Raw genomic sequence first — 14,763 nt, 5'->3', positions numbered from 1 at the left:
CAGCATGGAACAGGTAGCATGGATCGGCACCGGCGTCATGGGTGCCCAGCAGGCGGGCCATCTGGTCAGGGCCGGGTACCCGGTAAAGGCCTATGGCCATCACTACGAAAAGGTCGAGGCCCAGGCCCCGCAGTTTGGTTTCACCGCCTGCCGCACCATCGCCGAGGCGGTGGCCGGCGCCGATTTCATTTTTGTGATGGTGGGCTATCCCAAAGACGTCGAGGAGGTCTTTTGCGCTCCCGGCGGCATTCTGGAAAGCGCAAAGCCCGGCGCAGTGGCGGTGGACATGACCACCTCCAGCCCCACCCTGGCTCAAACGCTGTACGCGCTGGGCGCCGAAAAGGGCATTGCGGTGCTGGACGCCCCGGTCTCCGGCGGCGACAAGGGCGCGCGGGAGGCCACCCTCTCCATCATGGCGGGCGGCGACGGGCCGGCCTTCGAAAAAGTTCTGCCCCTCCTGCAAAAAATGGGCAAAAACATCCTGCTCATGGGCCCGGCGGGCTGCGGCCAGCACACCAAGGCGGCCAACCAGATCGCGGTGGCCGGGGCCACCGCTGCCTACACCGAGGCCATCCTTTACGCCGAAAAGGCGGGCCTGGACCCGCAAAAAATGCTGGATGCCATCGGCGGCGGGGCCGCCGGCAGCTGGCAGATCGCCAACATGGCTCCCCGGGCCCTCGCGGGCGATTTCGCCCCCGGCTTTTTTGTAAAGCACTTCATCAAGGACATGAAGATCATCCACGACGAGACCGCCAGCCGGGGCGTGCAGCTGGAAATGCTGGAAAGCGTCCTGGCCCTGTACGAGCGGTTCGCCGCCGCGGGCGGCGAGAACGACGGCACCCAGGCCCTTATCAGGTTCTACCGCGAGCAATCCTAAAGCCAAAAATTACGCTTTGTTTTTGGAATTTGCGCCGCCCCGCCCGGGGGCGGCGCTTTTTTGTATCCCAAAGGGCCAAAAACGCCGGGCCGGAGCAGCAAAGGCAAAACGCCCCGCAAGCCCGGCCCGGCTTTTGTCACTTTTTTGTATCCCAGCAAAAATGCGCCTGTTCCAGCGCGGCGCGCAGCCCCGCGTACTCCTCCTCAAAGGTCACGTATCGCCCGGCCGCAAGGGCATCCTCCTGCTTTTCGCAGGCCAGGGCCAGCTTTGTCAGGGTGTCCTGCGCGTTTTCCGGGCAGCCCTCGGCCTCGCAGGCCGTCAGGTACTGCATGGCGCTGGGCAGGTACTGCACCGCAAAGTCCGCGGTCTGCCGCGCCTTGCCCGCCTCCGCCGCCGCCAGCACCCGGTTCAGGGCCAGCCGCATCCGCTGGAACTGCCAGCCCAGCATGGGCGGCGCCTCAAACACGGGCGCCAAAGCCCCCAGCGCGTGCACGGCGCCCCGCAGGCTGCCCAGGCACTGCTCCTCCAGCGGCAGGGCGCGGGGCATCGCCGGGGGCGGGGGCGTCTGCCCCGGCGCGCGCGGCCGGTGCGGCGGGGGACGCAGCTCCTCAAAGGCCAGCGTCTGCCGCCCAAAAGCCAGCGCTCGCACCGCCAAGCCCATGGCGCACAGCGCCGCAGCCAGCGCGGCCAGCGCCAGGGCTCCCCTCTTCGCCTGTCCCCAGGCGGGCCAGGCCGCCAGCACCGCCGCCAGAACAAAACACACGCCCGCCCCGGTCCAAAACTGCCAGCGTTTCATGCCCTTTTCCCCTCCCCTTGCCCTGCGCCACAGGCGCCGCTTTTTCATCCCTTTATTGTTTTTATTATAGCACAAAACGCCCGTCCTCAAAAGAGGCGAGCGCTTTGTGCAAACACTTTTCTTTCAGGGCGTCATTGGATGCGCCGTTTCACTCCCTTTTCCACGGCCTATCTTCCTCCGCTCTCCCCGCAGGTGATCCGGCGGATCTTTTCGGGGTCGGCCTTCGGCTGCCGGTCGTAGGTCAGCAGGCCGTTGATCTCCTGCTCCACGTCCGTGAGCTGGGTGTAGCAAAAGCCCTGCACACAGGGGGATTTCAGCATTGGGCAAATCACGGCCTCATACCGCCGCAAAAAGTCCTCTTCGTCCCGTGCGCTGGAATATCCCCAGCCCGTCTCTCCGCACATGGCAAACGAAATACCCCCGAACTCGCTCACAAGGATCGGCTCGCCCCCATACCCGCTGCCTTCCACATAAAGCCCGCGCCCCGCCGGCCGGCTGGCAAGCGCCGCCTGTGCCGAGGCATAGCGCGCCGCAAGCACATCTTCCCGCGCCTCGTAGTCGTGAATGGTCGCCAGATCGCCGCCCACATGCTCCCAGCCGTCGTTGTCGCTCACCGGGCGGGTGGCGTCCAGGGCCTTCGTCATGGCGGTCATGGCCCGGCAAAATTCCTGCTGGCGCGGCGCGTGGGCGATCTCCTGCACCCCCCAGGATTCATTCAGCGGCGTCCACACCACAATGCAGGGGTGATTGTAGTCCCGCTGCACGGCCTGCACCCACTCCTCCATCAACCGGCCGGCAAGCCGGTTCGAGTAGGTGTAGCCGGACCCGATCTCGCCCCACACCAGCAGGCCCATCCGGTCCGCGTGGTATAAAAAGCGCGGGTCCTCCACCTTCTGGTGCTTTCGCACGCCGTTGAAGCCCATGGCCTTTGCCAGCCGGATGTCGGTCACAAAGGCCTCGTCGCTGGGCGCGGTCAGCCCGCCGCCCGGCCAATAGCCCTGATCCAGCAAAAGGCGCTGGTAATAGGGGCGGTTATTCAGCAAAAAACGCCCGTTCTCCACCGATACCTTGCGCATTCCAAAGTACGAGCGGGCCTCGTCCAGCACCTCGCCGCCGCGCTCCAGCCGGAACACAACGTCAAAAAGGCGCGGCGTTTCCGGCGTCCACACAAGCTCTTCGCCCGCATTCCAAACGCCCAGCGCCGTCTCCTCCAGCGAGACGGAAAACGCGCCCTGCGGGCTCTGCGCGCGCACCGCCGCGCCCGCGGCGCGGCGGCCCTCAAACGAGATCTCCGCCCACAGCTCGGCGCCCTGGGCGTCGCCGGCCAGCCGGTACTCAAAGCGCACCGCTTTTTCGTCGTACAGCGGCGTGATGCGCACCTCGCCGATATGCGTGCCGCTCACGGGCTCCAGCCACACGCTCTGCCAGATCCCCGTGGTGGCCGTGTAAAAAATGCTCTCGGATGTTTCTTTCCAGAACTGCTTGCCGCGGGGGATGTCCAGCGCGCTGTGGTCGTCCCTTGCGCAAACGCGCAGGGTGTTCTTTCCCGGGCGCAGCTGCCCGGTGATATCCGCCGAAAAGCCCAGCTGCCCCCCCACGTGATGCGCCGCATGGCCGCCGTTCACCCAAACGTCGCACTCGTAATCCACCGCGCCCAGGTGCAGCAGCACCCGTTTTCCTTCCCAGTCCGCCGGCACCTCAAAGGTCCTGCGGTACCACACCGTGTCATGGAACTCCCTCTCCCCGATCCCGGAAAGCGGCGTTTCATAAGCGAACGGGACCAGGATCTTCCGGTCGTAGCGCTCCTCCTCAAAGGAAAACTCCCACTCGCCGTTCAGGGGCATCCAGTCCGCACGCACGAATTGCGGGCGCGGATACTCCCCTCTTATCACTTCATCCATAAAGGCCTCCCCGATTTACTGTTTGATCTGCCGGAACGTGGCGTCCGCCCGGTCCAGCTCCGAGGCGATCGGGGTGATGTACAGTACCCCGTCCCGGTGCCGGATATAGTTGCCGGAAATGTTGTACGACTCAAGGGATACACAGCCGGCGTCCGCAAGGCCCGGCACGCGTTTCCAGGTCGCGTCGCCATGCATCAAATCGGTGCCGTCGTCCTGCGAGAGCGTCAGCCTGCCGTCCCGGTGGCGCAGGTAGTACCCGGGCCGGTTGACCGATTCAAAACTCACGCACCCGCTGTCGGCAAGGCCGGGAACGGCCCGCCATTCCGAGTCCTTCAGCGGCTGCGCGGTGAACTCGCTGTCAATGCGCACCGTTCCGTCCGCCGCGTGCCGCACAAAGGTCCCCGAAATATTATACGAGCCCAGCCGCACGATCTCATAAATGCGCTCCAGCCGCCATTTCTGTGTGGCGCTGTCGCTTTTGGGCAGCTGCACCAGCGGCGCGTGCAACGGCTCCTGCCCGCTCTCCACGTCGATGTACAGCCCTCCGTGCAGATTTTTGATCCGGAACGCGCCGCCCTCGCAGGCTTCCAGCGCCCAGCGCTGGGCCGGCGCGCCGTTGTCCTCCCACTGGCGCACCACCGCGCCCGGCTGATCAGAGCCCTCCTTGTTGTCCAGCGCAAGGCCGCTGTAATTGCAGCGCAGCTTGTAGGCCCCCGCGTCCTCCTCCAAATGCCAGCTTTGGGTCTTCAGGGAATTGTCGGTCCACAGGATCATCTGGGTGCCCTGCTCCATCGAGCCGGCAGGGTCGTCCATGCAAAGGCCGGACGCGGTGTTCACCAGCTTGTAGTCCGCGCCCGAAACGATCAGCTGGTCGCCGTACAGCCTTCCAGTGCCGAAGCGGATCTCGTTGTACTGGCCGTTATAATAGTTGTTCAGCTCCATCAGCTTGGTTCCGGAGGCGATAAACGTGCCGCTCCAGCTGCTGCCCCGGCTCTCGTTGCGCACCGCGGTGAGCGGGGCGTCGATCAGGCTCCAGGTATATCCGTTGTCCGTGCTGGTAAAGCAAAGGCTGGGCGAGCAGCTGTCATTCATGCCGCGCAAAAACAGCCGGCCATAGGGGCTTCCGTCGTCCACCAGGGCCAGGGTGGGGCACTGGAACGCGGTCTCCGCCCCGGTGCTCACCAGGCTGCCCAGCTCCAGCGCATCGCCCCAGCTAAGCCCGTCCGCAGACCGGCGCAGGGTCACGGCCCCGTTGGGGCTGGCGTTGATGTTTTCGTGCGCCATCAGGTAGCTGCCGTCCCGGAGCTTTTGCACCCGCGGCATGCCCGGCCGCCAGTTGCCCTCGCTCACACCCGGCACCCAGCCCTCCTCGTATTCGCCCGCAACGATCGTGTAGCCGCCCCAGCTCACGCCGCCGTCCGCGCTCACCTCGTAGGCGATGCACTGGTCATACCCGGTCTGCCGCTCATCGGAATAATAGCACACCAGCCGCCCGTCCGCGCTCACGGCAAACTCCGGCTCCCAGGTCGAGCGGCCAGCGCGCGGGGCAAGCTGGCTGTGCAGCTGCCAGGTGGCGCCCTTGTCCGTGCTGCGCCAGATGTGAATGGTGTACTCGTTTTCGGTGTCCCAGTCCGACACGGCGTAAAGGATCGTTCCCGCCGGGTATTCTCCCAGCTGCTGCGGCAGCACAAACAGCCCCGGCATGCCCAGCTTATCCCGCGAGATGCCGTCGTTTTCCGGCGTGATCTCACTGCGCAGGCTCCAGGTCCTGCCCTCGTCCGTGCTGGCAAAAAACTGCGGCGCCTGCATCCCGGCCCAGCCGGAATTCACCGGGAACTCCCGCAGCCAGGTGGCAAGCAGGGTGCCGTCCGGCAGCTGTACCATGCGCTCGTAAAAGCAGTGCGGGGTCCCCGCGTCCCCATAGATCGTGGTCCCCTCTGCGTCGTCCGCAAATGCGGCGCAAAAGGGGACGCACAGCGCAAAAAAGGCCGTCGCGATCAGGGCGAATGTACGTTTCATGCCTTGCTCTCCTTTTCATTCAAATTCTGTAACGCAGATGTTCCGCGCGGCGGCCCGCGCGTTTTCGGCCCAAAGGCCGTATTGCCCGTGCGTGAGCGGGCAGGCGTCCTGTGCGGTGAGCAGCGGCGCGGCGCCGCCCTCTGCAAACACGGCGATGGTGCCGCCCCGCACCTCGGCCCGCAGCGCAAACCAGCGGTCCTCCGCCAGCCCGTACGGGCAGGCCGCAAGGATTCTGCGGTCGTATTGATGGCGCGCGATCAGGCACTCCGTGCCGGTAAACTGCACCGAATATCCCACAAAAAAGTCGATGCCCAGCACCGGGTCGGCCCCCTCGCCGCCCTCCGCGGGCTGTGTGGCGCGCAGCAAAAGCCCCGCCCGCCCGTCCGCAGCCTCCCTTTTAATCTTCAGTTCGGCGCACACCGCGTAATCGCCGGCGGCCTCCTCTCCCCACAGGCTCTTGCCGCAGGGCCCCGCCTTTAGGGCGGGCTGTGCACAGGGCGGCAAAAACCCCTTTGCCATCGGCCGCGTTTCCAGCCGCGCAAGGCGCATCCCGCCCCGCGCGCCGGTCAGCTCCAGCCGGTGCTCGCCCCGCTCCAAAAACACCTTCAAGCGCAAAAGCGTGTCCCGGAACACGGCTGGCTCCAGGGCTTTTCCGTCCAGGGCCGCTTCCAGGCCGCCTGGCGGCTCCTCCCCGCCGCCCGTCACACACAGCTCATATTCGCCCGCCTGGGCGGCCCACAGGGTATAGCCCGCCGTCTCGCCCTCCCGCAGCAGCACGCTGCCGTCCGGCCCGGGCAAGCCGCCCTCGCAGCCGAACACCGGCGCAAAGGCGCATCCCGCCGGGATCCTTGCCGTCCGGCGCGCGGTCTCGCGGGTGGACGCGGTCACGGCGGTGTACCCGCACCCCAGCGCCCCCCCTCGGGAAAAGTATCCCACCCGGAACGCCGCCCCGCTTTCTTCAAGCTCCGCCGCAAGCTGGCGCCGGTCGTCCACCCACAGGGTCAGCCCCTTCGGGGCCAGCTCCACCCGCAGGCAGTGCGGCGCCTCAAAGCAATGATCCGCCGGCAGCGCGGCCTCTTTCAAGACCTCTGTGCCCCCGGCGCCCGTTTTTTGCAGCCGCACACAGTGCTCCCGCCGCAAAAAAGCAAGCTCATACCGGCGGGCTCCTCCCTCTGCTTCCAGGGCAATGCCCCGGCCGCCTTTTTCCGGCCCGGGCAGGGCCAGGTGAAATTCCGCGGTCAGGCAGGGGCCAAAAGCCTCTGTGCTCCTGGCCTCAAACGCGCCGGCGCTGTAAAACAGTTCGTCCTCCCGCCGCCAGGGCTCACCCGAGTATCCCCATTCCAGCGCGGGCACATCTTCCATCGGGGGGAACGCGGCGTCCGGCAGGCCCGGCGCGGGCTGCGGCGTCACGGTGGGCCCCAGCACCTGGGTGGCGCGCCCATACCACAGCTGGCGGTCAAGATCCAATTCGCGGGATGCGTCCGGGTTCAGGTTGTGGTACAGCATGTAATGCGACACCAGGTCCGGCCCCAGCACGGTGCTGCTGTGCCCCAGGCCGGTCACGCCCCCGCCCGTGCACACCACCGCCGGGTTGCAGGCGTCGTCCGTGTAGCCCCGCAGGGGGTCCCGGCTCCAGGCGGTCTGGATCCGGTAACCGCTGCTCAGGTAGTGGTTTCCGGTGTAGGTCATGTAATAAATGTCCCCTTGCCGGCGCACCAGCGGCCCTTCCGTCCAGCCGTGCAAAAACGCTCCCGTGAGCACCGGCTCCCCAAACTCGGTGGGGCTTTTCATCTCGCAGCCCCAGATGCCCTCGTCGCCGGCCCAGTAAAAATACCACCTGCCGTCGTCGTCAATAAACACCGAGCCGTCAATGGCGTGCCCCAGGTTTTCACTGATCCTTCGAAAGGGGCCGGTGGGCTTTTCGCTCTCCAGCACATAGTGCCCAAGCCCCGAGGGCGAGGTGTACAGGTAGAACTTTCCGTTCGAATACACCACCTCCGGTGCAAAGGGCACCAGCCCGGGAAATGTGTCCGGCCCGATCACAGGTCCCTCCGGCCGCCAGTTCACAAGGTCGGCCGAGCTCCAGCACCGCAGGTCCGGGTTTGTGCAGTAAAGGTAATACCGGCCGTTCCAGCGCAGTGCGAACGGGTCGGCAAAGTCGCCCTTTTTGGCAATGGGGTTTTGGTAGGCAGCCAGCATGATTTTCTCTCCTCAGCCCTTGATGCCCGAAAGCGCCATGGACTCCACAAAATATTTTTGGCACACGATAAACAGGATCAGCACCGGCAGCAGCGCGATCAGGGCGGCCGCCATGATCACCGGGATGTCGGTCTGGGTCTCGTGGTAGGAATTCAGCATCGCAATGGCCACCTGCACCGTCTGCTTTTTGGCGTCGTTCACAAAGATCACCGGCCCCAGGTAATCGTTCCAGGTGGCCATAAAGATCATGATGATGTTGCTCACCGCCGCGGGCTTTGCGAGGGGCATAAAGATGCGCCAATAAATTTTAAAGTAGCCGCACCCGTCGATCCGCGCCGCCTCGATCAGCCCTGTGGGCAGCCCCTGCATGTACTGCCGCAAAAAAAAGATCATGGACGCGTTGCCCAGCGCCCCGGGCACGATCAGCGGCAGCAGCGTGTTGATCCAGTGAACGCGGGTGTACAGAATGTACTGCGGCACCAGCAACACCACAAAGGGGATCATCATGGTGGACAGCAGCGCCATGAAGCAGAGCTTTTTGCCCGGGAAATTCAGCTTGGCGAACGAGAACGCCGCCATGGTGGAGGAGATCGTCCCGAAAAACAGCACCCCCGCCGACACGATCACGCTGTTCTTGATGCCCGTGACCAGGTTCGACTTGGTCCACACCTCCACATAGTTGTGCCAGTCCACCGGGTCGGGGATCCAGCGCGGCGGGATCTCGTACACCAGCTTTGCCTCCTTCAGCGAGGTCGCCAGCATCCACACAAACGGGATGACCATGGTGAACGCCCCGAAAACCAGCAGCAGGAACACGATCACACGCCCCGGCGATGTTTCACGCTTTGTTTTCATTGCTCATTCCCCCTCATACACCCATTTGTTCGAGATCCTGAACTGCAGCAGCGTCAGCACCAGGATCATCAGCCCAAACACCACCGCGGCCGCGCAGGCGTAGCCCATCTGGCTGTAATTGAAGGCCTTCTGCCAAATGTAATACACCACCGTCGCCACGCCGTAGCCCCGGCCGCCGTCGCTGGTGAACAGGTTCACCTCAATAAAGGTCTGCAGCGAGCCGATCACGTTCACGGTCAGCAGGTAAAAAATGATCGGGGTCAGCAGCGGCAGGGTGATCCGCTTGAACTGCTGAAAGCCGGTGGCGCCGTCGATCATGGCCGCCTCGTAATACTCGGCCGGCAGGTTCTTGAGCGACGCCAAAAAGTAAATGGCCGTGATGCCGATCATCTTCCAGGCAATCATGATCACAATCATGCGGCGGGTCCACACCGGGTCGCTCATCCAGTTGGGACCCTCGATGCCAAACAGCCCCAAAAACTGGTTCACCAGGCCGAATTCCGAGTTGAAAAGCCACTTCCAGATCAGCACCAGCGCCACCACCGAGGAGATATAGGGCACGTAATAGATCACCCGGAACACCTTTTCGCCCCGGATCTTTTTGTTGCAGGCCATGGCGAACAAAAGGCCCAGGGTCATGTAAATGGGAATGGGGATCATCATATAAAAGGTGTTGCGCAGCGCGATCCAAAATTTCGGGTCCCTGAACAGCTCCGCAAAATTGGCAAGGCCCAAAAACGTTTTGTCGCGCACCAGCACGTTCCAGTCGGTAAACGAGGCGTAGACGCACAGGCCCAGCGGCAGCAAAAAGAAAAACAGGAACTGGAGCATGCACGGCACGACGAACAAAAAACCGGATACCTTTTCCTCGCGCCTCAGGCTTTTTTTAAACATAAAAAACAGTCGTCTCCTTTCGCCGGGCCCCTGGCGGCGGGTCCTTCCCGGTTCGGCTCTCTGCGCGGTCCTTTCCCGCCCGGCACGCCGGGCGCACCGGCAGGGTGTACCCCGCCGGTGCGCCCGCCCCGCTTATTTGCTCAGCGCTTTCTGCTGCTCGATGCTCTTGTCCAGCAGCTGCTGCACCGGCTGTGCCATGGAATCGCAGTATTCCTGGGCGGTCATCTCGCCGTCGTACACCGCGTCAATGCCGGAATTGAATTCGCTCCACCACTCCTGGTTGAAAGTGCGGGACTGGGTCGCCAGCCGGCCATAGTCCGCCAGCACGTTCAAAAAGCCGTTTTTGTTGGCGGGACCCTTGTCCATCGCGCTGTACTCGCCGTAGGCCATGTCCTTCAGGGTGGGCACCGACATACCGGTGGTGTAGCTGGTGCGCTGCGCGTCCTCGTTGAAGGCAAGGAACGCGGCCAGGTCACAGGCGGCCCCGGCGTTCTTGCTGGTGGGCGACACCGCAAGCCCCGCGCTGCCGAACCACACAGCCTTGTCGCCGGTGCTGGGGCTCACGGGCCAGTCCATCACATCCCAGTCAAACTCGCAGTTCCACAGGTCCGCGGTGGACCAGGAGCCCACGCCCAGCATGCCCAGTTTGCCCTGCATAAAGCGGTCGTAGCTGCTCAGCGAGGCCTCCTCGGCCGAGGTGGGGGCCGCGTGGTCCTTGCAGCGCAGGTCGGCCACGTACTGCAGCGCCTCGGTAAATTTGGGGTCGGTAAAGGCCACCTTGGAAAGATCCGCATCCAGCCAGTCGGCGCCGTTCGACCAAACGGCCGATTCCAGCGAGTACATGCCGGTGCCGTACACATCGCCGTTTGTCAGCTTAACGGCCGCGTCGCGGTAATCGTTCCAGTCCCAGGGCTCGCTCTCGGTGGGCGGGGTAATGCCGGCCGCCTTGAACAGGTCCTTGTTGTACACCACGGCAAAAGCGCTCACGTCCTTGGGCAGGGCGTAGATCGGGCCGCTGCCCAGGGCGGTGCCATCGTAGCGGTAAATGTCGATAGCGTTCGCCCAGATGTTGTCCACGTCAAAGATCTCGTTGTCGTTTACATACGAGGTCATATCCAGCAGGTTGCCGGTGGCCGCGTACTTCATGACCCAGTCCACACTGCAATAGAACACATCCGGCTGGTCTCCCGCGGCGATCATGTTCTGCAGCTTGGTGTCAAAGTCGCCGCTGGGAACAACGATGTATTCCACCTCCACATCGGGATATTTCTCCTCGAATTGGTCGATCATCGCCTGGAAGGTCGCCACCTCGGCGTCATTGCCCCAGCCCATGAACTTCAGGTGTGTTTTTTCACCGGCCGCCGGTGCGGACGCACCGGATGCGCCGGGCGCCGCAGAGGCGGGTGCGGAAGCGGGGGTTTGGCCGCAGCCGGTCAGCACGGCCGCCCCCAGGGCCGCAGCAAGAAGGATCGACAGGATCTTTTTCATAGCTATCTCCTCTTTTCGGTTTTTGATGGTTTTTTGCGGTTCGTGCCCAAAGTGCGGCGGCTTCCCCCCTTTTTGCAATTTAAAAACAACATTTATGTTTCTTTCTGCCTCTACCTTACCACCGCGGCTTCGTTTATGTCAATATATTTGTTCTTTTTAAATTCATTTTTGTATTAACCGCCATATTAAGGCCAACTTTATTGTTATAAATGCCATAAAAATTGGTTAGACAGATTTTTAAAATTATGCTATGATTAATTCAAGCAAAAATCGTGGAGGAATCACATGTCTAAAATTCTGGAACTGAATGCCGACCGCGAAGAGCAGCTCTGCGAAGTGGCCAAAGCGCTGTCCATTCCCGCCCGCATCCAAATTTTAAAGCTTTTATACTACAACAGTTATAATATAGGGGAAATCGCGGAGCAGCTGCACATCCCGGCCTCCACCGCCGCGCTCCACATCCGCACGCTGGAGAGCGCGGGCCTCATCAACACCGAGCAGCAGCCCGGCAGCCGCGGTTCCATGAAGCTGTGCAGCCGCAAAAACGATTTTGTCAGCATCCGCCTGGTGGGCACCCCCACCAATGTGAACCAGGTCTCCACCGTCTCCATGCCCGTGGGCGCCTATACCGATTGCGAGATCCTTCCCACCTGCGGCCTGGCGGGCGAGTCCGGTGTCATCGGCTATGAGGACCGCCCCGCCGATTTCTTCCTCCCCGAGCGCATGCACGCGCAGCTGCTCTGGTCCTCCGGCGGCTATGTGGAGTACAAATTCCCCTACTCGCTGGGGGCCGATGCTTCCCCCAAGCAGCTGCTTCTCACCTTCGAGGCCTGCTCCGAGGTGGCAAACTACCGCGAGACCTGGAAGTCCGACCTCACCGTTTGGATCAACGGCAAAGAGTGCGGCACCTGGCGCTCCCCCGGCGATTTCGGCGCCCGCCGCGGCCGGCTCACCCCCACCTGGTGGGAGAGCGGGGCCACCCAGTACGGCCTGCTTGTCACCGTGGCGGTCTCGGCCGACGGATGTCTCATCAACAACCAGCCCGCCTCCGGGCTGCGGCTCGGGGATCTGGGCCTGGGCGAAAGCTGCTCGGTCACGGTCCGCATCGGCAATAAAAAAGGTGCCGAATATGTGGGCGGCTTCAACCTCTTCGGCGAAAAGTTCGGCGATTTCGAGCAGGATATCAAGCTCTCCTTTGTATATTGACCCTCCCGCTTTGCACCGCTTTTGCGGGCCAGCGCAAAAAACGCCCCGGCTCCCTTCACAGGGGCCGGGGCGTTTTGCAGGCTTTGGGTCCGCGGGCAGCGCCCGGCGGGCTTTATTTTACCTCGGGCAGGCTGGCCGCCGCCGAGCTCTGGCCCACACGGCGGGTCATCTCGTCCGGGGCTTCGGGGCGGAACGCCACCTCGGGGTACTCCTCGTCCATCACGCGGGCCGCGGTTTCCAGAATGATGTCGCCGCCCTTGCCGCTCATCACCCGGCCCATCATCTGCACATGACGGATGTCGTAGAACTTGGCATACAGCCCCATGGTGTGGCCCAGATACACGCCGATGCTCTCGTACACCTTCACCGCGCGCTCGTCGCCCTCGGCCATCAGGCCCTGCACCACCTTCAGCTTCTGGGCGGGGGCGTCGGCCTCGTTCAGCTCAATGCCCGCGCGGGGCGCCAGCTTGATCACGCCGTCCTGGCTGAAATACTTCACGCCGCAGCCAATATCGCCGCTCCACTCGTCCTCCATGGCGTCGGGCTGGCCGTCCACCGGGGCGAAGGCCAGCTCGTTCAGCCAGCCGCAGATGTTGCCCTCGGCGTCCACATAGCCCACGGCCTCGCTGGTGCCCATGGCAATGCCCATGATGCCGTTTTCACCCAGGCCCATGGCCCCGGCCAGCGCGCTCACATCCCCGTCGTTGGCCACCACCACCGGGATCTCGTAGCCCAAAATGCGGCTCAGATCCTCGGCCGCGCGGGTGTAGATGTTCTTGACCTTTTTCGCAAAGTCCTCTTTGCTCACCTTCAAAAACAGGCTGGCCACCATGCACTTGTTGTCAATGTAAACGCCGGCGCTCGAAACGCCGATGCCGTCCACCTTGCGGCCCTTTTCCAGGATCTTGGCCGCCGCCGTCTCCATGGCCGCCAGAATGCCCAGGTAGTGGTAGTCCGGGTTCGCGTTGACCTTGGGGTACCACACCACCTCTTCGCTGTAGATGGTCTCACCGTCGATCACCGCGCTCACCTTGCGGTCCGAGCCGCCGGCGTCAAACCCGATGCGGGCGCCGGTCACATGCCGGCCCACGCTCTCGGCCTTCTGGAACGCCTGGGGCTTTTGGTCGTAGGGCAGGGCCTCCACCTCAAAGGCGCGCTCATACACGCCCTCCATGAACTCCTTGTCAAACGCGCGGCTGCCGGTTTCGGTGTAGGCGTTTTTAACGCCCTCGGCCAGCTTGTCGTCGCCGCAGATATACACCTTAAAGCCGCCCCAGCTCCACAAGAGGAACTTTACCAGCCGGTCCACATAGTAGGCGTCGGCCTCGGCCATATCGGGGGTGCCGTGCACCTTGCACTCCCAGGTGCCGATCTGGCCGCCGCTGCGCTCCACCGCAATGCACAGGGGCTTTGCAGCGCCCTTTTCATAGTGCTTGAAGAACAGGCCCAGGGGCACAAAGCCCGGGTCCAGCTCGGGCAGGTTCTTTACCGGGATCTCCACATTCAGGAATTTCATGATGCGTTCCTTCCTTTCAAAGCATGGCATAAACTTGGCCCGCTCGCCTGGGGCCGCTCTTTATGCACATTGTAGCACAATCCGCCCGGGCGTGTCTTGTCCGGCTTGGCTTTTGTGTTTGCACTTTTGTGCTGTTTGCCCCTTTGCACGATAGGCCCCTGCCCTGTTGCGCCCTCCGGCGGCGCTTTTTCCGGGGGCAGCTTCTGCCTTGTGCAAGGCGCGTGACTCCGTTAAGCCAGCTGGACTTTACTTCGCCAAATCAGGCAAATTAAGGCAGCCGCCTCAACCTTGGCGGCTGCCCGATCACCTTCGCTTGCTCTACATCGGCTTTAGATTTTTTTCCAAACGTCCCATCATCCATGCCAGCCGTTTCAGGCGGCCATCTTCTGTTTTTGCATCAAGATAAGCCCTTGTATATGTCTTTTTCACGGATGCCGGCATATTCTGAAAATTAGCATAGGCCGGTTCGTTTTTCTTTAATAATAGGGCGACCATCTCTATTTGCTCCTGTGCTATCTCGGAAGGGGCCGCCGCATGCTCCCATTGACCATTGCGTTTCGCCTCTTCAATTTTCTTTCGCCCATACTCGGTCATCAGCCCTTTTGTTTCCAGTTCTGCCACCAACGCTTTGTTTTTAACAGACCACTTACTGTTTTTCTTTCTCATGGAGAAATATTTTATATACGAGTTATCATCAATCTTTTTCATCACACCATCTATCCAGCCAAAGCAAAGGGCTTCCTCCAATGCTTCGCCGGCTTTTAATGTTTTCACTGCGTCTGTTTTCCCAAATTGCAGCCAAACGCCTTCGCCGGACAGGCAGTTGCTCCACAGCCACTCCCGGAATTCCTCACGGGTTCCAAAGCGCCGCACATCTTTCTGCATGCATTCTCTCCTCCCTCACATTGTAGCTTATTGGTTTTATCGTATCACATTTCTGCTCAGGCAAACAACAATTATGCCCATAATATCTGGCTATTCCCGCCATCCGCATTTACCTTCAAACGGGGCG

11 protein-coding genes are annotated in these 14,763 nt (G+C 62.4%); 2 read left to right on the top strand and 9 right to left on the bottom strand.

Translation table 11 applies throughout. From position 1 onward, the window contains the following. The first annotated feature begins 4 nt into the window (after nucleotides 1-4). Nucleotides 5-877: an NAD(P)-dependent oxidoreductase gene (locus ACMLHZ_RS06915; protein WP_418667034.1), complete on the top strand. Its 873-nt coding sequence runs from the start codon at nucleotides 5-7 to the stop codon at nucleotides 875-877. 136 nt (nucleotides 878-1,013) lie between these two features. Here the strand turns inward: ACMLHZ_RS06915 and ACMLHZ_RS06910 are convergent, their stop codons facing one another. From ACMLHZ_RS06910 to ACMLHZ_RS06880, 7 genes are all read right to left on the bottom strand, one after another. Continuing rightward, complete coding sequence (locus ACMLHZ_RS06910; protein WP_418667033.1) at nucleotides 1,014-1,673, bottom strand: hypothetical protein; 660 nt, start codon at nucleotides 1,671-1,673, stop codon at nucleotides 1,014-1,016. A 167-nt stretch (nucleotides 1,674-1,840) separates the two neighbouring features. Beyond that, the gene (locus ACMLHZ_RS06905; protein WP_418667032.1) at nucleotides 1,841-3,574 is read right to left on the bottom strand and encodes a glycoside hydrolase family 2 protein; all 1,734 of its coding nucleotides are present in this window, start codon (nucleotides 3,572-3,574) and stop codon (nucleotides 1,841-1,843) included. A 15-nt stretch (nucleotides 3,575-3,589) separates the two neighbouring features. Next, a complete protein-coding gene (locus ACMLHZ_RS06900) occupies nucleotides 3,590-5,593 on the bottom strand; it encodes an AbfB domain-containing protein (protein WP_418667031.1) in 2,004 nt (667 codons plus the stop codon). A 15-nt stretch (nucleotides 5,594-5,608) separates the two neighbouring features. After that, on the bottom strand, nucleotides 5,609-7,792 hold the full coding sequence (locus ACMLHZ_RS06895) for a family 43 glycosylhydrolase (protein WP_418667030.1): 2,184 nt from the start codon (nucleotides 7,790-7,792) through the stop codon (nucleotides 5,609-5,611). Between the two features lie 12 nt (nucleotides 7,793-7,804). Next, the gene (locus ACMLHZ_RS06890; RefSeq protein WP_418667029.1) at nucleotides 7,805-8,647 is read right to left on the bottom strand and encodes a carbohydrate ABC transporter permease; all 843 of its coding nucleotides are present in this window, start codon (nucleotides 8,645-8,647) and stop codon (nucleotides 7,805-7,807) included. A gap of 3 nt (nucleotides 8,648-8,650) precedes the next feature. Further along, on the bottom strand, nucleotides 8,651-9,541 hold the full coding sequence (locus ACMLHZ_RS06885; protein WP_418667028.1) for a carbohydrate ABC transporter permease: 891 nt from the start codon (nucleotides 9,539-9,541) through the stop codon (nucleotides 8,651-8,653). Nucleotides 9,542-9,673: 132 nt separating this feature from the next. Then, nucleotides 9,674-11,029: an ABC transporter substrate-binding protein gene (locus tag ACMLHZ_RS06880; protein ID WP_418667027.1), complete on the bottom strand. Its 1,356-nt coding sequence runs from the start codon at nucleotides 11,027-11,029 to the stop codon at nucleotides 9,674-9,676. Nucleotides 11,030-11,314: 285 nt separating this feature from the next. Between ACMLHZ_RS06880 and ACMLHZ_RS06875 the strand changes: the two genes are divergently transcribed. Then, entirely contained in the window at nucleotides 11,315-12,235 is a 921-nt protein-coding gene (locus ACMLHZ_RS06875; protein ID WP_418667026.1) for an ArsR/SmtB family transcription factor, read from the top strand. A gap of 112 nt (nucleotides 12,236-12,347) precedes the next feature. On the opposite strand, the gene ACMLHZ_RS06870 is transcribed toward ACMLHZ_RS06875, so the two are convergent. Both ACMLHZ_RS06870 and ACMLHZ_RS06865 read right to left on the bottom strand, forming a co-directional pair. Next, nucleotides 12,348-13,751 carry an ROK family protein gene (locus ACMLHZ_RS06870; RefSeq protein ID WP_418667025.1) on the bottom strand — a complete coding sequence of 468 codons (1,404 nt, stop codon included), beginning with the start codon at nucleotides 13,749-13,751 and terminating at the stop codon, nucleotides 12,348-12,350. Between the two features lie 318 nt (nucleotides 13,752-14,069). Continuing rightward, a complete protein-coding gene (locus tag ACMLHZ_RS06865; RefSeq protein WP_418667024.1) occupies nucleotides 14,070-14,636 on the bottom strand; it encodes a YdeI/OmpD-associated family protein in 567 nt (188 codons plus the stop codon). Nucleotides 14,637-14,763: the final 127 nt, after the last annotated feature.

This window comes from Allofournierella sp. (genome assembly GCF_048388525.1).
Taxonomy (GTDB): Bacteria; Bacillota; Clostridia; order Oscillospirales; family Ruminococcaceae; genus BQOK01.
The sequence above is the reverse complement of the archived record's forward strand: the minus strand, read 5'-3'. Positions and strand labels throughout refer to the sequence as shown.